General features: G+C 60.3%; 16 protein-coding genes and 1 other RNA gene. 14 read left to right on the top strand and 3 right to left on the bottom strand.

Going from position 1 to position 18,680, the window contains the following annotated elements:
* Positions 1 to 133 precede the first annotated feature (133 nt).
* The 3 genes from rpsA (at position 134) to NBH09_RS06420 (ending at position 2,709) form a co-directional block, all read left to right on the top strand.
* Positions 134 to 1,300, top strand: a complete 1,167-nt coding sequence (gene rpsA / locus NBH09_RS06410) for a 30S ribosomal protein S1 (protein ID WP_022095232.1) — start codon at positions 134 to 136, stop codon at positions 1,298 to 1,300.
* Between the two features lie 327 nt (positions 1,301 to 1,627).
* An RNA gene (gene rnpB / locus NBH09_RS06415) (RNase P RNA component class A) lies at positions 1,628 to 1,989 on the top strand.
* An 81-nt stretch (positions 1,990 to 2,070) separates the two neighbouring features.
* On the top strand, positions 2,071 to 2,709 hold the full coding sequence (locus NBH09_RS06420) for a YigZ family protein (RefSeq protein ID WP_196031896.1): 639 nt from the start codon (positions 2,071 to 2,073) through the stop codon (positions 2,707 to 2,709).
* A 66-nt stretch (positions 2,710 to 2,775) separates the two neighbouring features.
* Here the strand turns inward: NBH09_RS06420 and NBH09_RS06425 are convergent, their stop codons facing one another.
* Complete coding sequence (locus tag NBH09_RS06425) at positions 2,776 to 3,222, bottom strand: C-GCAxxG-C-C family protein (RefSeq protein ID WP_250787381.1); 447 nt, start codon at positions 3,220 to 3,222, stop codon at positions 2,776 to 2,778.
* A gap of 230 nt (positions 3,223 to 3,452) precedes the next feature.
* Here NBH09_RS06425 and NBH09_RS06430 point away from each other — a divergent pair, with 230 nt between their 5' ends.
* The 4 genes from NBH09_RS06430 (at position 3,453) to NBH09_RS06445 (ending at position 7,385) form a co-directional block, all read left to right on the top strand.
* Entirely contained in the window at positions 3,453 to 4,736 is a 1,284-nt protein-coding gene (locus NBH09_RS06430; protein WP_250787382.1) for an O-acetylhomoserine aminocarboxypropyltransferase/cysteine synthase family protein, read from the top strand.
* A gap of 142 nt (positions 4,737 to 4,878) precedes the next feature.
* On the top strand, positions 4,879 to 6,183 hold the full coding sequence (locus tag NBH09_RS06435; RefSeq protein ID WP_250787383.1) for an MFS transporter: 1,305 nt from the start codon (positions 4,879 to 4,881) through the stop codon (positions 6,181 to 6,183).
* Between the two features lie 159 nt (positions 6,184 to 6,342).
* On the top strand, positions 6,343 to 6,921 hold the full coding sequence (locus NBH09_RS06440; RefSeq protein WP_250787384.1) for a xanthine phosphoribosyltransferase: 579 nt from the start codon (positions 6,343 to 6,345) through the stop codon (positions 6,919 to 6,921).
* Positions 6,922 to 7,004: 83 nt separating this feature from the next.
* On the top strand, positions 7,005 to 7,385 hold the full coding sequence (locus NBH09_RS06445; RefSeq protein WP_416378167.1) for a peptide chain release factor family protein: 381 nt from the start codon (positions 7,005 to 7,007) through the stop codon (positions 7,383 to 7,385).
* 87 nt (positions 7,386 to 7,472) lie between these two features.
* On the opposite strand, the gene NBH09_RS06450 is transcribed toward NBH09_RS06445, so the two are convergent.
* Together NBH09_RS06450 and NBH09_RS06455 are read right to left on the bottom strand one after the other, a co-directional pair.
* Positions 7,473 to 8,435 carry a diacylglycerol/lipid kinase family protein gene (locus NBH09_RS06450; RefSeq protein WP_250787385.1) on the bottom strand — a complete coding sequence of 321 codons (963 nt, stop codon included), beginning with the start codon at positions 8,433 to 8,435 and terminating at the stop codon, positions 7,473 to 7,475.
* A gap of 86 nt (positions 8,436 to 8,521) precedes the next feature.
* Positions 8,522 to 9,943, bottom strand: a complete 1,422-nt coding sequence (locus NBH09_RS06455) for a chloride channel protein (RefSeq protein WP_250787386.1) — start codon at positions 9,941 to 9,943, stop codon at positions 8,522 to 8,524.
* 210 nt (positions 9,944 to 10,153) lie between these two features.
* Between NBH09_RS06455 and NBH09_RS06460 the strand changes: the two genes are divergently transcribed.
* The 7 genes from NBH09_RS06460 to NBH09_RS06490 all read left to right on the top strand — a co-directional run bounded on the left by NBH09_RS06460 (position 10,154) and on the right by NBH09_RS06490 (position 18,603).
* The gene (locus NBH09_RS06460) at positions 10,154 to 11,416 is read left to right on the top strand and encodes a molybdopterin molybdotransferase MoeA (RefSeq protein ID WP_250787387.1); all 1,263 of its coding nucleotides are present in this window, start codon (positions 10,154 to 10,156) and stop codon (positions 11,414 to 11,416) included.
* A 10-nt stretch (positions 11,417 to 11,426) separates the two neighbouring features.
* Entirely contained in the window at positions 11,427 to 11,906 is a 480-nt protein-coding gene (locus NBH09_RS06465; RefSeq protein ID WP_250787388.1) for a MogA/MoaB family molybdenum cofactor biosynthesis protein, read from the top strand.
* 203 nt (positions 11,907 to 12,109) lie between these two features.
* The gene (modA, locus tag NBH09_RS06470) at positions 12,110 to 12,985 is read left to right on the top strand and encodes a molybdate ABC transporter substrate-binding protein (protein ID WP_250787389.1); all 876 of its coding nucleotides are present in this window, start codon (positions 12,110 to 12,112) and stop codon (positions 12,983 to 12,985) included.
* 68 nt (positions 12,986 to 13,053) lie between these two features.
* Positions 13,054 to 14,496, top strand: a complete 1,443-nt coding sequence (modB, locus tag NBH09_RS06475; RefSeq protein ID WP_250787390.1) for a molybdate ABC transporter permease subunit — start codon at positions 13,054 to 13,056, stop codon at positions 14,494 to 14,496.
* Between the two features lie 3 nt (positions 14,497 to 14,499).
* A complete protein-coding gene (locus NBH09_RS06480) occupies positions 14,500 to 15,570 on the top strand; it encodes a sulfate/molybdate ABC transporter ATP-binding protein (protein WP_250787392.1) in 1,071 nt (356 codons plus the stop codon).
* A gap of 431 nt (positions 15,571 to 16,001) precedes the next feature.
* Positions 16,002 to 17,285 carry a double-cubane-cluster-containing anaerobic reductase gene (locus tag NBH09_RS06485; RefSeq protein WP_250787394.1) on the top strand — a complete coding sequence of 428 codons (1,284 nt, stop codon included), beginning with the start codon at positions 16,002 to 16,004 and terminating at the stop codon, positions 17,283 to 17,285.
* A 154-nt stretch (positions 17,286 to 17,439) separates the two neighbouring features.
* Entirely contained in the window at positions 17,440 to 18,603 is a 1,164-nt protein-coding gene (locus NBH09_RS06490) for a double-cubane-cluster-containing anaerobic reductase (protein WP_006234128.1), read from the top strand.
* The last annotated feature ends 77 nt before the right edge of the window (positions 18,604 to 18,680 follow it).

Genomic DNA, 18,680 nt, shown 5'->3' on the forward strand with positions numbered 1-18,680 from the left:
CTATACGAACGTGATTGCATAAGCGTCACATTAGTATCTGTCGGCTCCCGAGTGTTCCTAAACGTTGTGTGCTTGTCGCACCCTTCTGTAGGTCCTAGCAATCGGGGCCCCGTAGTTCGAAAGGGGTCCACCTTTGAGTGAGATTCAGAACTCGTCCATTTTCTCTCTTGACGATGTCAATGAGGAGGAGATGAACAACCTCATCGACGGTACGATTACCGACTTTGATGAGGGCGATCTCGTTAACGGCACTGTCGTTAAGATCGAGCATGACGAGGTGCTCGTTGACATCGGATTCAAGTCCGAGGGCGTTATCCCGGTCCGCGAGCTGTCCATCCGCAAGGACGCTAACCCTGCAGACATCGTTGCACTCGGTGATCCCATCGAGGCTCTGGTTCTCCAGAAGGAGGACAAGGACGGTCGTCTGGTCCTGTCCAAGAAGCGTGCCGAGTACGAGCGTGCTTGGAACCGCATCGAGGAGAAGTTCAACTCCGGCGAGAACGTCGAGGGCGAGGTTATCGAGGTTGTCAAGGGCGGCCTGATCCTCGACATCGGCCTGCGTGGCTTCCTGCCCGCTTCCCTCGTCGACCTCCGTCGTGTCAAGGACCTCACCTCCTACATGGGCACCCGCATCGAGGCTCGCGTCATCGAGATGGACCGCAACCGCAACAACGTCGTCCTCTCCCGTCGCGTCGTGCTCGAGGAGTCCCGTAAGGCCGAGCGCTCCGAGATTCTGTCCAAGCTCAAGTCTGGCATGCGTCTCCAGGGCACCGTTTCCTCCATCGTCGACTTCGGCGCCTTCGTCGACCTCGGCGGTATCGACGGCCTCATCCACATCTCCGAGCTCTCCTGGAACCACGTCAACCATCCTTCTGAGGTTGTCAAGGTCGGCCAGGAGGTCGAGGTCGAGGTTCTCGACGTCGATCTCAACCGCGAGCGCATCTCCCTGGGTCTCAAGCAGACCACCGAGGATCCGTGGCGTGCACTGGTCAAGAAGTACCCCGTCGGCGCTATCGTCGAGGGCACTGTGACCAAGCTTGTCCCGTTCGGCGCTTTCGTCGACCTGGGCGAGGGCATCGAGGGCCTGGTGCACATCTCCGAGATGGCCAACAAGCACGTCGATCAGCCTTCTCAGGTCACCCATGTGGGCGACAAGGTTCAGGTCAAGGTCATGGAGATCGACCTCGACCGTCGTCGTATCTCCCTGTCCATGAAGTCCGCTGCTGAGACTCTGGGCGTCGAGATCGAGGTTACCCCGCTTCCTTCCGAGAAGAAGGACGAGGAGACCGACGCCGAGTAAATCGGTTTGACGATCACTTGTTTTAAGGGATCCGTCCGTAATGGACGGGTCCCTTTTTGCATTTGGTGCCGAGATACGCGATGCTGCCCATGCTGTACACAGGCTATTTGGTTGTCGGTGCATGAAAAAATGCCGACATCCCGCCTCGGGGAGGAGGCGGGAACGCACCGAGTAGACGGAGGGGTGCGGAGCGCGGTCGCGTCTCGACTGACGACGTTGCCCATCGACAACCCTATTGTACTGCATGGCGTGGTTCTTGGTTTATCGTGTCGAACGCTTGTGTTGTGCCATTGCCTGTGGTGACGGTGTGCTACACTCTTGCACTGCTGAGTGGGCCAGACGGTCGCGCGATGTGCTGCTTACAGTACGCGTGAGGAAAGTCCGGGCTCCAGAGGGCGGGATGCCGGCTAACGGCCGGGCGGAGTGATCCGACGGAAAGCGCCGCAGAAAAGAAGACTCCCACCTGCGCCGCAAGGCGTAAAGGGAAAAGCTGAAACGGTGGTGTAAGAGACCACCAGCGTCGTGGCAACACGGCGGCTTGGCAAGCCCCATCCGGAGCAAGCGCGAATAGGAACGCTATGGGCCGGCCCGGTCCGCGTTCGGGTAGCGTGCGTGGAGCTGCACGGTAACGTGCAGACAAGATAAATGACCGTTCACGACAGAACCCGGCTTATAGGCCCACTTGGCATTTTTGTTACCCTGACAATCGGTACGGCCTTTGCCGTATTATTGAGGCTGTTTGTTGCTGCGCTTTATTCTGTTGAGGGACTTTGTTGGACAGCTATTTTACTCTGCAATCGAATATTGAGGCTTCGGGCGAGTTTGTGGACCGCAAGAGCCGGTTTATTGCCCAGCTGGTCCATATTGAGTCCGAGGATGAGGCGAATGCCTTTATCGAGATGGTTCGCAAGCGTCATTACGACGCTCGACACAATGTTCCCGCGTGGATTTTGGTCGATGGGCGCGAGCGCCAGAGCGATGATGGTGAGCCGAGCCGCACGAGCGGCATGCCGACGCTCGAGGTGCTGCGCGGTGCGGGGCTCAAAAATGTTTGCTGCGTGGTGACGCGCTATTTTGGTGGCACGCTGTTGGGGCCTGGTGGCTTGGTACGCGCCTATACCGCGGCGACGCAGGCGGCGGTGGCCGCGGCTCAGGAGGCAGGGCAGATCGTTGAGATGACAAGCGTCGTGCCGGTTGACGTGCATGTGGCCTATCCGCAGTATGAGCAGGTGCTTCGTTTGGCGCAGGATTCGGGTGCCAAGGTTTCGGATACCGATTTCGCGGATGCCGTGACACTTCATTTTGTGTTTAAGGCAGGGGAGCAGGAGTCGTTTTGCGTTAAGATGCGCGAGCTTATGGCGGGGCGCGAGGAGATCGAGGTCGGCGCTCCCGAGTTTGCCGAGTTCTAACGACGACGGCCGGCGCGCTTTGGATATATCCCAAGCGCGCCGGCCGTCGTTTTATGTCGCTGCCGTTTACTCGGCGAGCTGCTTTAGCACATCGCAGGCGATCTCGACGGCATCGTCGATGCAGCCGGGGCAGCTGCGGAGCGGACCTTTATCCGATCCGATGCCCTTGAGCGTGCCGCAGACGGTCGTCGTGTTCTTCTCGCCAAATCGCTTGGCAATCTCGCGCGACAGCTTGTAGGTCTGGCCTTTGGTCTTGGGGTTCTCCATGCCGTTGCTCATTACAAAGCCCATGATGGCAACAGCGCCCGAGATGGCGCCGCAGGTCTCGGTCATGCCACCCATGCCGGCGCCAAAGCCCTCGGTGAGGGTAAAGGCGGTCTGGGGGTCGAGCCCGACGGCAGGTGCGAGCGTGCAGGCAACGGCCTGTGCGCAGTTAAAGCCGCGGGCGTGGTATTCGGCAGCCTGAGCCTGGCAGGCGGCGGTGTCGAGCTGGGTGGTATCGATCTGCTTCATCGTTGTCTCCTTGGTCACGGTGTACCCGCCTATGGTACCCGTGACGGGGCATGTAATCATCGAGAGCTTCATGTATGCCTCATTTTTATCTATCGAGCAAATGCCCAAGGCTTGAGATAAATACCCCTAATCAATTTGTCCCATAACCTACCTTGGGGATGGGTTGAGAGGGGTGCAGGGTAGCGGTATCGTGAACCGAATAAAACGTAACCCAGGTAAGGGAGCTAGATATGAGCGAGCAGACTATCGGTACTACATGTGTTCAGGGCGGCTATCACCCGGGAGATGCGGAGCCGCGCCAGGTGCCCATCTACCAGTCCACCACGTGGAAGTACGACACGTCGGAGCACATGGGCAAGCTGTTTGACCTGGAGGAGTCTGGCTACTTCTACAGCCGTCTGCAGAACCCCACGTGCGATTTGGTTGCCGCCAAGATCTGCGAGATGGAGGGCGGCACCGCAGCGATGCTCACGAGTTCGGGCATGGCTGCGAACTTCCTCGCGATCTTTAACGTTGCCGGTGCCGGCGATCACGTGGTCGCAAGCTCTGCCATTTACGGCGGTACGTATAACCTGCTCGCCCACACCATGGGCCGCATGGGCGTGACCTGCACGTTCGTCGCCCCCGACTGCACCGATGAGGAGCTCGAGGCAGCCTTCCAGCCCAACACAAAGCTCGTTTTTGGCGAGACGATCGCAAACCCCGCCCTTGCCGTGCTCGATATTGAGCGCTTTGCCAAGGCCGCACATGACCACGGTGTGCCGTTGATGGTCGACAACACCTTCCCGACGCCCGTGATGTGCCGTCCCTTTGAGTGGGGCGCCGACATCGTTACGCACTCCACCACCAAGTACATGGATGGACATGCTGCCTACCTGGGCGGCGTGATCGTCGACCACGGCCAGTTTGACTGGATGGCCCATGCGGACAAGTTCCCGGGTCTCACCACGCCTGACGAGAGCTACCATGGCGTGACCTATGCCGAGAAGTTCGGTCGCGAGGGCGCCTTCATTACCAAGGCCACCGCGCAGCTCATGCGCGATCTTGGCCCCATGCAGAACCCGCAGGCGGCGTTCTTCTTGAACAGCTCGCTCGAGAGCCTGCATGTGCGCATGCCGCGTCATTGCGAGAACGGCCTGGCCGTTGCCAAGTTCCTGCAGAGCCATCCCAAGGTGCGCTTCGTGAGCTATCCGGGCCTGGAGGGCGACAAGTACTATGACCTCGCTCAGAAGTACATGCCAAACGGTACCTGCGGCGTTGTGAGCTTTGGCTTTAATGGTGGTCGCGCGGCGGCCGAGACCTTTATGAAGAGCCTCAAGCTCGCCCAGATCGCCACGCATGTGGCCGACGCCCGCACCTGCTGCCTGCATCCCGCTAACGCTACGCACCGCCAGATGAACGATGAGGAGCTCATCGCCTGTGGCATCTCCGCCGACATGGTGCGCCTGTCGTGCGGCCTCGAGGACACGGCCGATCTGATTGCCGACCTTGAGCAGGCACTCGAGCAGTGCTAGGCTAGCGTTCGCATAAGGCGCCGATGCTGGCAGAAAGCTTCGGCGACCTTTCGTTCCGATTCCGTAGGCGGGACCCCAATCGCGGCTGTTTGCAGGCGATCGGGGCCCCGTTTTTTGCGTTAGGCCACTCGAAAGGATGGATATGGAGAAAACTGCAGAGCAGCTGCGCCGCGAGCACATTGCTCTAGAGGGTGACACCCATGGCAAGAACAAATGGGCGATTCTGTTTACCGTGCTCATCATGACGTTTATGGTGTGCCTGGATTCGACCGTCGTGACCGTGGCGTTGCCCGTGATGCAAAAGGAACTGGGCGTGGGCCTCGATCGCATTCAGCTGGTGAGTTCGGTGTACCTGCTTGCGACATGCGTGGCTATGCTGCCGTTTGGCCGCCTGGGCGACGTGCGCGGCAAGGTGGGCGTATTCCAGCTGGGCGTCATCGTCTTTACGGTCGGCTCGCTGCTTTGTGGCCTTTCGGCCTCGCTCGAGGTTCTTATTCTGGCACGTATTGTTCAGGGCGTCGGTTGCGCGGCGGCCATGGCCAACAACATGGGTATCATCACCGAGTCGTTTCCGGCGCGCGAACGCGGTCGTGCTATGGGTATTCTCGCGACCTTCGTGGCCCTCGGCATGATGTGTGGCCCCGTGCTCGGTGGCATGCTGGTGGCAAGCTTTCCCTGGGAGAGCATCTTTCTCATTAACCTGCCCATTGGCGTCATCTCGTTTATCGTGGGGCTCTATACGCTGCCGCATGTTAAGCCGGAGGCCGGCGAGCGTTCCATGTCCATGATCGAGGCCGCTCGTCGCTGCTTTGCAAATTCGGCCTTTACCATCAACCTTGCCTGCATGCTCATCGTGTTCGTTGGCATTGGCGCATCCGAGTTTATTCTGCCGTTCTATTTTCAGGACGCCCATGGCTTTAGCTCCGATATTTCCGGACTGCTCTTTTTGGCACTGCCGATGGTGAATGCCTTTATCGGCCCGCTTTCGGGAACGGTTTCGGACCGTGTTGGCTGCGAGGGCCCCACGGCGGTCGGCCTGGGCGTGTACGTGTGCGGTCTCTTTGCGGTAAGCACGCTCGACGAGCACTCTTCTATCCCTGTGATCGTGTGCTGTGCCGCGTTTATGTCGTGCGGCACGTCGATTTTCCAGAGCCCCAACAACTCGCTGTATATGGGTTCGGCCCCGCGCGAGGCGCTCGGTTTTGCAGGCAGCTTGGGCAGTTTGGCTCGCTATGCGGGTATGGCAGTGGGCATTACGGCTGCATCACATATCCTATATGGGCAGATGGGCGTGGCGATGGGCGAGGCTGTGACCAGTATTGTTGCAGGCCGTCCGGATGTGTTCCTGTTTGGCTTTCGCTCGGTGTTCTACGTGCTCATGGCTGTGGCCGCTGTGGGCTTTGCGCTCGCCATGGTGCGTTTGGTGAGGATGCGCGCCCGCCATTAGCTTGTGGTGGCAGGCTTGCCACGAATCGGGCTTATCTACTGGTCTTGCAGCTTTATGGTGCGATGTGGCTTGTGGGGCGGGCGGGGGTCGGTCCGTGGTAGACTATCGAACAACGTTTATTAATCGCGCGGTATCGTTGCCGCGAGAAGGGGTTGCGCCATGCAGGAGCTTGAGGATCGTATTCGCCATGACGGCATCGTAAAGGCCGGTAACGTCCTTAAGGTTGATGCCTTCCTCAACCACCAGTGCGACGTTGAACTGTTCGACCACATGGGCGCCGAGTGGGCCCGTCTGTTCGAGGACGTCGAGATCAACAAGATCCTGACGATCGAGGCTTCGGGCATTGGTATGGCTTGCATCGCAGCTCAGCATTTTGGCGGCGTGCCGGTGGTCTTTGCCAAGAAGGCCCAGTCCATCAACCTTGACGGCGAGCAGTATGCCACGACCATCTACTCCTTTACCAAGCAGAAGGAGTACCCGGTTATCGTGGGTAAGCGCTTCCTGTCCGAGGGCGACAAGGTTCTGATCATCGACGACTTTTTGGCCAACGGTTGCGCGCTCGAGGGTCTTATTAAGATCTGCGAGGCTGCGGGCGCCGAGGTTGCCGGCATTGGCATCGCCGTTGAGAAGGGCTTCCAGGGCGGTGGCGATAAGCTCCGCGAGCGCGGCTTCCGCGTTGAGAGCCTTGCCCGTATCGCCGAAATGGACTGCGAGAACGGCGAGATCACGTTCGCCTAAGCGTGCAACACAAGCGATTGGTATGCGATGTGACAAAGGGACTGTCCCTTTGTCACATTTTTTGTATGAGGGGAGGTGTTGATATGGATGAGAACAAGATGGGATGGCGCGAGTATGCGCGCTATGCCGAGATGTCGGTCGAGGAGTTGGCACGCGATTGCGAGGTGCAGGTGTTTCGTGCGACGGGTCCGGGCGGACAGGGTGTGAACACGACGGACTCGGCGGTGCGCATGAAACATATCCCTTCGGGGATTGTCGTGACGGCGCGCGAGAGCCGCAGTCAGTTCCAGAACCGTAGTAGCTGCCTGCGTAAGCTGCGCGCTGAGCTTGAGCGTCGCGGGCGTCCACCGCGCCGACGCGTAAAGACCAAGGTGCCTCAGCGATCGCGCCAGCGCAGGCTCAACGACAAGCACTTCAACGCCATTAAAAAGGCCAACCGTCGCAAGCCAGGCGGGGAGGAATGATCTTCTCAATAAGTTGCGGTGAAATGGGGACTGTTTTGCGGCTTTAGCTGCATAAACAGTCCCCATTTCACCGCAACTTAGGGATGGCTAGTGGGTGGGGTGCCAGACGTGGAGAGCGCCGGCGAGGATGTCCACCTCGATGCGCGAGGCGACGATGGGCTCGCCGTCGGCCTGGATGGGGTAGTCGGGCTCCTCGAACGTGAGCTCGGCATGACGGCAGCGATGCATGCGAACCGGCGACAGCTTGGTATGGTGGCCGTCCTTGGCCGAAAGGAACATGGGCAGGGCGACCGCACGGGGGACGGGGCCGCAGGCGTAGCAGACGTCGAGTATGCCGTCGCACGGGTCGGCGTTGGGACAGATGCGATAGCCAGAGCCATAGGTGGGCCCCAGCTGGATGGCCATGATAATCGCCCGCACGCGCTCGGCGGGCGCGCCGTCAAAGCTGACCGTCATGGGGTAGTTGCGATAGCGCAGGCCAAACTGCTCAAGTCCCGAGAGAGTGTAGAGCGGCGCGCCTGTCAAGCCCGTCTTTTTGCGCAGCTCGGTGGTGCCCAGGCCGATGGCGGCATCGATGCCGACCGAAAGCGTCTGGTCGTAATACTCAACGGCAGCCTCGCCGCTGCCGCCCGCAGGGCTCCACGAGCGAATGCGCCCGATGTCCTGACGCTGCAGCTCGCAGGTGAGCAGCGCGCCAAAATCTTTGCCGGAGAAATCGTCGATACCGAGCGTTTGGGCAAAATCGTTGCCGGAGCCTACGGGTAGGACGGCAAGGGCGGGACGGACCGCCTCATCCTGCGTCATGAGTCCATTGACGACCTCGTGGATCACGCCGTCGCCGCCGAGTGCGATAACCGTGCGGTAGCCCTGGGTCCGTGCGGCAAGTTCCTTGGCATGTCCCATGCGCTCGGTAAGCACCAGGTCAAACTGGGATGAGCGCGCGGTCATGTCCAAAAAGCGCTGAAGGCGCTCGGCAACTTCGCGCGCCGCACCAGACTGGGCGGCGGGGTTGGCGATGATGAGCGTGCGACCAAAATCAGTTGCGTGCATGGGGCGACTCCCGGCGTGTGACATGACGGTGCGGTCGCGCTCAGGTCGAATTGCCCCTGATTGTGGCTGCACGGCGATTATTACATCTACTCTATCAGGTCGTTGTGGCGCTCGATAGCATCCGCTACCGTACCGCCCTCATCCACAATAAGCGAACGGCGCTTGGGTGAGATGATACGCTGGGCGGGGTACACGCCGCGGTGTCCGCCGGTTAGGTAGCTGATAAAGGCTACGATGACAAAGAACCCGGCAGCCGTGCCGTGGAACAGGTCGATGGCCATCATACAGGTGGTGATGGGTACGTTAAGGCCGGCGCAGAACACGCCGAGCATGCCCAGCGCCGCCAGAAAGCTGGGGTCGATTCCGACGAGGCAACCGATCCAACCGCCGAGCGCCGCACCGATGCCAAACAGGGGTGTGACCTCGCCTCCTTGGAAGCCGGCGCCCAGGGTGAGCGCCGTCACCACGAGCTTGATGGCTGCGTCGGCAAGGGTCGTGTTACCGGCGAACCCGGCGCCCGAGAGCCAGGTGGCAAGGCCGGCATACTTCCAGGCGTCGAGCATCGCGTAGGCCGCGAGCACCACGAGCGCGCCCACGAGTGCGCGAGCAATATAGTTGGTGATAAAGCGGCCGTACAGGCTCTTGACGGTACGAACCGACCAGGCAAAGAGACGTGCGGTGAGACCAAAGATGATGGCGCTGATGACTACGATGACAACCGTCCGTGGTGTCATGTTGGGAACGCTGGCGATAACATTCGCCTCGTACTCGGTTCCCAAGGCAAGCGACGTAAAGTAGCCGGTAAACGAGGCGACCAGGCAGTAGATACCTGCGGTGTAGTCGATCTTGCCGATAAAGCACATTTCCATGCCAAAGAAAGCTCCGGCAAGGGGCGAACCGAATACGGCGCCAAAGGCCGACGAGATGCCGGCGAGCATGAGGTCGTGGTGGTCATGCTTTTTGAGGTGGGCGAGGCTCGAGATGTTGCTGGCGATAGTGCCGCCAATCTGCACCGCGGCTCCCTCGCGACCGGCCGACCCGCCCGTTAGGTGCGTGAGCGTGGAGCAGACGAAGGTGAGGACGGCCATGCGCATATGGATGAGGCGTGTGCCCAGGGCGGAGTCAATGACCAGGTTGTTGCCACGCTTGGCGGCGAGACCGTGGTTTTTGTACACCCATGTGGTGGCAACGCCCACAACGGGAAGCAGCGCGTAAATCCACGCATGGTGCTCACGATAATCGGTCGCGATATTCAGCGAGGCCAAAAACGCCCAAGCGGCAACGCCCATGGCGAGAGAGACGATGACGACAAGTATGAGCAACTTGGCGCTCGCGAATAGGTTGCGGACGTTGCGGCGCGTGTCGACAGCCAAGAGATGCTCGGAGCGGGTGAGCTGATGCCTGCCTGCCATGATGACGTCGTTCAGGGAGAAAAAACCGCCATCGTCGAGCGGCTGGGGATGATCCTGCGCTTCGTTTGCGCTTTCGGGTTTGTCGTTATGAGCCATACGTTCCTCTTTTAGGTTGCAACGCAAGCATTATAAAACGCGGTAAACGCGACGAGCCGGTGGGTTGGTTTCCATTCTGTTTCGCGGCCTGCAACCGACAGGTGTATTTGCGGGTGCAGGCCGAGTCGCGGTCGTGCATCGGGGGATTATACTGAGACAAGCATAAAGAATCGGCGCCCCTGTTGTGCGCCGTGGCATTAAGAGGTGCATATGGCAGAGAAACTCATTCCGCTGGAGGACGCGCAGTCGATTGTTTTGTCGCACGTTGCTCCGACCGATCTCGTCGAGATTCCCGTGTGGCAGGCCGCCGGTCTTCCCTTGGCCGAGGACGCGGTGGCCGATATCGACATCTCGCCGTTTGCCAACAGCGCTATGGACGGATATGCCGTGCGCGCAGCCGATCTTGCTGCGGCCGCCGGTGACACTCCGGTGACGCTCTCCGTCGTAGGACACGAGGCCGCGGGCCATGTCTTTGAGGGCACAATCGGCGCGGGCGAGACCGTCCGCATCATGACGGGCGCGCCGGTGCCCGAGGGTGCCGATGCCGTGGTGAAGTACGAGATCGTCGACGTACTCGATGGCGACGGCAACGAGGGCTCGCACGTTCGCTTCTCGGCGCCTGCCAAGGTAGGGGAGAACGTTCGCTCTGCCGCCGAGGAGGCCCATGCTGGCGATGTTGTGATGCATGCCGGCGAGGTCGTGGCTCCGGCGGGCGCCGGCTTGCTGGCAAGCGCCGGATACGCGAGCGTGAAGGTGCACGCTGCCCCACGTGTGGGCATCATCTCGTTGGGCACGGAACTGGTCGCACCGAGTAAGGTACCGGCGCGCGGTCAGATTCGCGATTCCAACTCCTCGGCGCTGATGGCCGAGGCGCTCGATGCCGGCGCCGAGTCCGTGTTCTACGGTATTGCGCCCGACGATGAGCAGGCGATTGCCGAGCTGGTGCATCTCGCCACGCGAGAGTGCGATTTTGTCATTACGAGCGGCGGCGCCTCGGCGGGCGATTACGACTACGTGACGGCGCTCGTCCGGCGCGAGGGCGTGGTGCTGTTCGATCGCATCTCGATGCGTCCGGGCAAGGCCATCACGTTTGGCTTGCTCGGGGGCAAGCCCTACCTAGGGCTTTCGGGCAATCCCGCGGCGGCGTATGTGGGCTTTGAGATGCTCGCCCGTCCGGCGATTCGCAAGATGCGCGGCTTTGCCGAGGGCGTGCGTCCCGTGCAGCAGGCGACGCTCACACACGGCGTGAAGAAGCGCCAGGACCGACGCTTCTTCGATCGCGCCACGGTTTTGCGCGACCCCGAGACCGGTGAGCTGTTGGTGACCGAGGCCAAGACGCAGAATTCGGCGCTGCTCGGCACGATGCAGCGGTCCAACTGCCTGCTGCGTATTGACGAAGGACCGTGCGAGCTCAAGGCGGGCGACGTCGTGGATGTCGTGCGTGTCGACCTGCCCGAGGGCACGGTGTTGTAGGAGGAAAACTATGGAGTTGAAAATTTCGATTGTGACGTGCTCGGATACGCGCGATCTTGCTCAGGACGAGGCTGGAGCCGCACTCGAGGAACTTATCAAGGCGCAGGGCTGGACGGTCGTCTCACATGTGGTCGTGCGCGACGACGCCAGCGAGATCGGTGATGCCATTGTGGAAGCTGCCGATGAGTGCCACGCCAATGTCGTGCTCACCTGTGGCGGCACGGGACTTTCGATGCGCGACGTGACGCCCGAGGCGACGCGTGCCGTCTGCGACCGCGATGTGCCGGGTATTGCAGAGGCAATCCGTGCGTACTCCATGACCAAGACGCGCCGCGCTATGCTCTCGCGGGCTATTTGCATGCAACGAGGTCATACGCTTGTCGTAAACTTTCCCGGTTCTACGAAGGCCGCCCGCGAAAGCTGGGAGGCCATAGCAGACCAGCTGGAGCATGCGGCTCAGATGACAGCGGGCGGCGGACATACCAACTAAGCGGTTTACCTGCGGCGGGGCGACCTGAACGGCTGCTCCGCCTTTGTTTTCCGCCGAAGCGACGCCGAGGTGCACGGCAACTCGAAACTATATTCTCTGGCGAGAATAATTTCTCACTATCATTATTCGCGCGTAAGTATAATCTAGTAACAGAATAAAGCCTGCGGCGGGGTGCCCGGGCATAGCGTTCGAAAGGGTTGAATATGTTCGATATGGTTTCACGCCGCGGTTTTGTCTCGCTTTCTGCTGCTGCTGCCGCCGGCCTTGGCCTTGCCGGCTGCTCGGGCAACAAGACGTCCGAGCCCGCTGGCTCCGATGTCGGCTCCGCCAAGTCTTTCTCTAAGAAGAAGGCTGTCGAGCTGCAGGTCTTTGCCGCCAACTCGCTCGAGAAGGCCCTGCCCGAGGTTCAGGGGCTCTACACCGAGCAGACCGGCACCACCTTTGCCGACACGCAGTTTAAGGCGTCTGGCGACCTTGTCGAGCAGATGCGCGTCGGTGCCGCCGTCGACGTGCTCATCACGGCCTCCAAGGGCACCATGGACGACGCCGAGGCCGCCGAGCTCGTCGATACCGATACCCGCGAGGACATGTTCGTCAACGACCTCGTGATCATTCGCGCCGAGGGCTCCGACACCAAGGTCGAGGCCATCGCCGACGTCGCGAACCTGGACGGCAAGATCGCCATTGGCGACGCCAAGACCGTTCCCGCCGGCAAGTACGCCAACCAGGCGCTGGCTTCTGTGGGCCTCTACACCGGCACCGAGGGCGATGACGGCGAGTACGTGCTCGAGATCGCCGACAAGGTCGCGCTGGCCGACAAGGTCGGCACCGCTGCCGCCTACGTTTCTACGGGCGACTGCGTGGCTGGCTTTGTCTACAGTTCCGACATCTTCCGATATGACGGCATCGAGGAGGCCTTCGTGTGCCCCGAGGATTCGCACAAGCCCATCGTGTACCCGGGTGCCGTTGCCGAGAGCTCCGAGCACGCCGACGAGGCCAAGGCGTTTATCGACTTTTGCCTGACCAACAAGAAGGCCCAGAAGATTTGGGCCAAGTACGGCTTTGAGCTTTCCGCGTAGTGCGGCTTGGCGCGATAATTCCATCGTTTTGTGTTTCACTCCGTCCTTGTATTCGCTTGGAGCTTTTCGTGCTTAATAGATTCCGCATGCTTGTAGCCTGTGCTTTGACCTTCGCGCTTTGCTGGGTGCCGGGATTTGCGTTTGCTGGGGACGCTGAGGACGGGGCCCAGGTTGCTGCGACCGCTCATGGGCTTTCCTATGGGATCGAGGGTTTTGAGCGGTTGGCCAAGGGGACCGCTCGTGCCATGGAGGGCCAGCCTGAGGGCTACCGGTTTCCCGTTGACGAGGACGTGGACCTTGTGGTGGCGCCCGCTGCCGATCGCGTTGTGGTGTGGATATCGCCTAAGGCGGTCGAGAAGTATGGATTGGATCCGCAGGACAACGAGTGCGTATCGGGTCTCAAGGCCCTCGTCTGTGAGCTCGACAGCGCAAACTGCATGGGAGGTGCGCAGCTAGGGGACGTGGATCTTCCTTGGTATGTCACGTCGGAAACAACGTTTGATGCCGGCGGGTATACCTATGGCTTTGACGAGCGCGGTGCGGATGGGGACCGCTATGTGGTGATTACATCAGCCTCGGGTGATGCCAAGGGCGGCGCGCGTTGGCTTGATAGCGCTCAAATGGTAGAGGCATCGTCTGTCGTGTTACGGGATGAGCAGGGGCCCTTGACCTCTCTGGTCTCCTTTTTGGGCGATATCGACTATCGCCCGTTTTGGGTGTCCATAAAAACGAGCGGCCTTGCCCTGCTGATCTCCTTTGCGCTGGGCCTGTTCGCAGCGTGGAAGACTATGGGTACCTCGAGTCGCATCAAGGGCCTGCTCGATTCGGTCTTTACGATTCCCATGGTGCTGCCGCCTACGGTGTGCGGCTTTTTGCTGCTTATGCTATTTGGTCGATCGACCAATGTTGGCCAGTGGCTTATCGCGCACGGCGTCTCGATCGTCTTTACGTGGCCCGCGGCGGTGATATCTGCCGTGGTGGTGTCGTTTCCCCTGGTCTACCGTACGGCGCTCGGTGCCTTCGAGAGCCTCGACACGCAGATGCTCGACGCCGCGCGAACCTTGGGATGGCCCGAACGTCGCATCTTCACCAAGCTTATGATGCCGCTTGGTTGGCCCTCGATTGCCGCCGGCACGGTGCTCGCCTTCGCGCGTGCCATGGGCGAGTTTGGCTGCACCCTGTTCTTTGCGGGCAACTATGCCGGCATTACCCAGACCATCCCCATCGCCATCTACTTTGAGTGGATGGGCGGCAACACGTCGGTGGCTCTCTTTTGGGTTGTCGTCGTGATCGCCTTTAGCTTCTTGGTCATCCTGTTTATCAACATGTACACGGCGCACTCGCAAAAGTATCGCGAGCGGGGCCTTTCCCGCGCGGAGCGCAAGCAGGCCAAAGATCTCGCCGGACAGGGCGATTCGCTCGACCCAGTCGGCGGCGATGCGCTGCGCATCGATCGCGAGGCGTTGGCCGAGCTTATGCGCGATGACACGGTCGCAAAGGGAGGTCGATAGGCCATGTCGCTCGTTCTGGATATAAAAAAGCACTATCCCGGGTTTATGCTCGACATGCAGCTTGAGGCCGGCGAGGAGCGCGTGGCGTTGCTCGGTGCCTCGGGTTGCGGCAAGAGCTGCACACTTCGCTGCATTGCCGGTGTGGAGACGCCCGACGAGGGCAAGATCGTCGTCAACGGCGTGACCTTTTTTGACTCGGCGGCGGGCATCAACCTGTCGCCACAGGCGCGCAAATGCGCCCTGCTGTTCCAAAACTATCAGCTGTTTCCTAACATGACGGTGGCCGATAACGTATGCGCCGGTGTAAAGGATGCGGGCGACGCCGCCGCACGCAAAAAGCTCGCCGAGCGCTATCTGAGCATTTTCGGTCTAGCCGATTTTGCCGACCGCTACCCCGCGCGCCTTTCGGGCGGGCAGCAGCAACGCGTGGCGCTTGCCCGTATGGTGGCGGCGCATCCGGGCATCTTTATGTTCGACGAGCCCATGAGCGCGCTCGATTCCTATCTTAAGAGCGCACTCGAGCAGAACATGCTCGACCTGTTCGACGTCTGTAACCGCACCGTGCTCTACGTGAGCCATGACATCGACGAGGCGTGCCGCCTGTGCCAGCGCATCTGCGTGATGCACGACGGGCATGTTGAGGAGATCGGCTCTGTCGAGGACGTGGTCCGCCGTCCGCAGACGCTGGCGGCACTGCGCCTGACGGGCTGCAAGAACACAAGCCGGGCGCGCAAGATCGGCGACGAAGAAGTTGAGGCCCTCGACTGGGGCATGACCTTTAACGTGGGTCGCGAGGTTCCCGATAATGCAGCGTACCTGGGCATTCGCGCAAGCTACTTCCATGTTGACAATCGCGCGGAGCGGGGACGCAACAGCTATGATTTGCACGTGGCCCGTGTGAGCGATTCGCGCTTTGAGCGGCTGGTGCTGCTGGACGTGCCGCGCGTCGATGCGCCCACACGTCTGCAGTGGAAGGTCAACAAGGTGGGCGTGCCTGTCGACGAGCTGCCGCAAGCAGGCGAGACGCTGCGCATGCATTTTGATGCCAGCAGGATCCATTTGGTTTGTCGATAGCGCCGGGTAATGCCGTCGGGGCATATAAGCCTCGGCGGCTTTGTTTTTGCCGTTCGCCGAATGAGGAATGACAAACTCTTATCAATTAAGATAATTATTTATTAAGCGATGGCACACGACGCTGTCGTACGAATGTCAACGGTGTTCGCATGGTCGGCGACCGTTGATATAGTTGACCTCAACTGGTAAAGGAGGGTGCGCACATGCCGCAGATGACATATATTCGCCGCGTTGCCGCGCGCGCCCTGTATATGGCTCGGAGTCGCATATGAGCAGGTATGTTCACGGCTCCGGGAGAGACGACGCACAACTAAATAATCGACCGCAAAGCAGGTTCCCTAAAATTCCGGGTTTGAGCACGGCCGGGCAATCGCCGTCCGTCGTGCATCGATACCGCTGTTATCCATTTTTGGTTCGAGAGGGGAACCGTCATGGCTGAAGAATTTGATTTCCATCCGATGTGGGAGAGCCTCGGCATGAATCTTGCCGACCACGACATGCTGCTGGGCGCCGTGGGCCAGATGTACGGCGATATGTTCCTGACGCAGAACAATCGCCCCAAGTCCACGTCCTACCTGGACTTTGTGGCCACCAACATCCATAGCGGCCGCATTAAGGAGATGCTCGACAAGAAGGAGGCTGGCGAGGCCACCAAGATCGTGGGTTCGTTCTGCGTGTACGTGCCCGAGGAGATCGTACTTGCCTGCGACGGTATCCCCGTGGGTCTGTGCTCTGGTGCCGATTGGGCAGCCGATAGGGTCGAGGAGCACCTGCCGCGCAACACCTGTCCGCTTATCAAGAGCTTTGCCGGCTTTAAGCTGGGCGAGGTCTGCCCCTACATTGAGTCGAGTGACCTGGTGGTAGGCGAGAACACCTGCGATGGCAAGAAGAAGGCCTACGAGTTCTTTGCAACGCAAAAGAACATGTACGTCATGGATATTCCCAACGTGCACGACGAGTCGACGCTCGTGACCTGGAAGGCCGAGGTCAAGAAACTCGCCGCCAAGATCGAGGAAGAGTGCGGCGTCAAGATTACGCCCGAGCGTCTGAAGGCTGCCATCCACGCCGTCAATGAGAAGCGTCGCGCCCTGCAGCGCCTCGCTGCGACCCGCGCTGCCGACCCTGCGCCCATCAGCGGTCTCGACAGCCTGCTGACCGTTCAGGCCGCCTTTATGGATGACACACCGCGTCTGACCGGAGCCATCAACGATATGGCGGCTGAGTGCGAGCAGCGTGTCGAGGCCAGCGAGGGCGTGGCACCCAAGGGGACCAAGCGCATCCTGTACACCGGTACGCCCATGGCCGTGCCCAACTGGAAGCTGTTCAACCTTATCGAGAAGGCCGGCGGCGTTGTGGTAGGCGAGGAGTCCTGCACGGGCTCGCGCTACTACAAGGACCTGGTCGACGAGTCCGGCGAGACGGTTGACGAGATGCTCGACGCCATCGCCGAGCGCTACTTTAAGATCAACTGCGCCGTCTTTACGCCCAACGATCAGCGTATGAAAGACATTGTCCAGATGGCCCAGGACCTACATGCCGACGGCATCGTCGACGTGGCTCTGCAGTTCTGCACGCTCTACGAGATGGAGTCGTTTGCCGTGGAGAAGGCTGCCGAGGAGGCAGGCATTCCGTTTATGCACATCACGACAGACTACGCCGGCGAGGATGCAGGCCAACTGCAAACCAGGATTGAGGCTTTCTTGGAAACCATTTAGGGCTATCCGGTCCAGCGGCTTCCCCAAGCACCCGATCTTGCCGTTCAAACCATCGCTTGCATACCAAAGTACGCGGCGCTCCTCTTTCACGGCAACCTCGGGCACCTGGGAAAGCCGTTTCCTTGGTTGGTTAAAAGGTTTGTTAAGGAGTTATATGTCGGAAAATATTGAGCAGCCGTTGCCGTCCACGTTTGAGGAGTTCAACGAGCAACGCAAGGCGGCGTTTATTCGCGTCAAGGATTATAAGCAGGCGGGTAATCGCCTGGTCGGTTTTCTGTGCAGCTACACGCCGCTCGAGATTATCGATGCCGCGGGGGCTGCGAGCGTGGCGCTGTGCGGCACGTCCGACGAGGTGATTCCCGAGGCCGAGAAGGTGCTGCCGGCAAACCTGTGCCCGCTCATCAAGTCTACGTATGGTTTTGCCTATTCGCAAAAGTGCCCGTTTACGTACTTTAGCGACATGATCATCGGTGAGACCACCTGCGACGGCAAGAAGAAGATGTACGAGCTGCTCAACGAGCTCAAGCGCACGCACATTCTGCATCTTCCGCAGGGCCGCGATCGAGCCTACGAGCGCGAGGGCTGGTACGAGGAGTGCCGTCTGCTCAAGGAGGAGCTCGAGAACTTCTACGGCATCGCGATTACCGACGATGATCTGCGCGCTGCCGTCCGTCGTCGCAACCGCTTGCGTGCGGCCCAGCTCGAGATGTTTGCGCTGCAGGCCAACCAGCCGGCGGCCATGAGCGGCGTCGACCTGATGAGCACCATGTTTGCCGGTACGTTTAGCTTTGATATCGAGGCCTATACGCAGCAGCTGGAGCAAAAGGTTGTCAAGCTGCGCGAGGCCTACGACGCGAGCGAGCGCCCGGTTGCGGCGGATGCCAAGCGCATTCTGATCACCGGCTGCCCGGTGGGCGGCGTGATCAACAAGATCGGTCGCACCATCGAGTCCAACGGTGGTGTGGTCGTGTGCATGGACGACTGCTCGGGCGAGCGCACGGCGGCCATGATGATCGACCCGGAGGCTCCCGACATCTTGCGCGCCATCGCCGACCGCTACCTGGACATTAACTGCTCGGTCATGACGCCCAACGACGGTCGTATGGAAAACACGCTGGCCATGTGCGAGAAGTATCACGTCGATGGCGTAGTGGAGAGCGTGCTCCAGGCGTGCCACACCTTTAACGTGGAGAGTGCGCGCATGCAGGAGGCTGTCGAGGGTGCGGGCATTCCGTACATGAAGATCGAGACCGACTACAGCAACGGCGACATGGGACAGATCGAGACCCGCATCGCCGCCTTCATCGAAACCCTCTAGCTTCCTCAGGCACCGGATCTTGCTCCTCAAACCGTCGCTTGCGTACCCAATGTACGCTGCGCTCCTCTTTCGGGGCA

This window comes from Collinsella sp. BG-O-102, from assembly GCF_023656745.1.
Taxonomy (GTDB): Bacteria; Actinomycetota; Coriobacteriia; order Coriobacteriales; family Coriobacteriaceae; genus Collinsella.

Bases quoted from the DNA above. Each gene is read 5' to 3' on its own strand.
- NBH09_RS06485 (WP_250787394.1), top strand. From the start codon at position 16,002: ATGGCTGAAGAATTTGATTTCCATCCGATGTGGGAGAGCCTCGGCATG.
- NBH09_RS06440 (WP_250787384.1), top strand. From the start codon at position 6,343: ATGCAGGAGCTTGAGGATCGTATTCGCCATGACGGCATCGTAAAGGCC.
- NBH09_RS06425 (WP_250787381.1), bottom strand. From the start codon at position 3,222: ATGAAGCAGATCGATACCACCCAGCTCGACACCGCCGCCTGCCAGGCT.
- NBH09_RS06490 (WP_006234128.1), top strand. From the start codon at position 17,440: ATGTCGGAAAATATTGAGCAGCCGTTGCCGTCCACGTTTGAGGAGTTC.
- NBH09_RS06430 (WP_250787382.1), top strand. From the start codon at position 3,453: ATGAGCGAGCAGACTATCGGTACTACATGTGTTCAGGGCGGCTATCAC.
- NBH09_RS06480 (WP_250787392.1), top strand. From the start codon at position 14,500: ATGTCGCTCGTTCTGGATATAAAAAAGCACTATCCCGGGTTTATGCTC.
- NBH09_RS06450 (WP_250787385.1), bottom strand. From the start codon at position 8,435: ATGCACGCAACTGATTTTGGTCGCACGCTCATCATCGCCAACCCCGCC.
- NBH09_RS06435 (WP_250787383.1), top strand. From the start codon at position 4,879: ATGGAGAAAACTGCAGAGCAGCTGCGCCGCGAGCACATTGCTCTAGAG.
- NBH09_RS06460 (WP_250787387.1), top strand. From the start codon at position 10,154: ATGGCAGAGAAACTCATTCCGCTGGAGGACGCGCAGTCGATTGTTTTG.
- NBH09_RS06445 (WP_416378167.1), top strand. From the start codon at position 7,005: ATGGATGAGAACAAGATGGGATGGCGCGAGTATGCGCGCTATGCCGAG.
- NBH09_RS06465 (WP_250787388.1), top strand. From the start codon at position 11,427: ATGGAGTTGAAAATTTCGATTGTGACGTGCTCGGATACGCGCGATCTT.
- modA (WP_250787389.1), top strand. From the start codon at position 12,110: ATGTTCGATATGGTTTCACGCCGCGGTTTTGTCTCGCTTTCTGCTGCT.
- NBH09_RS06455 (WP_250787386.1), bottom strand. From the start codon at position 9,943: ATGGCTCATAACGACAAACCCGAAAGCGCAAACGAAGCGCAGGATCAT.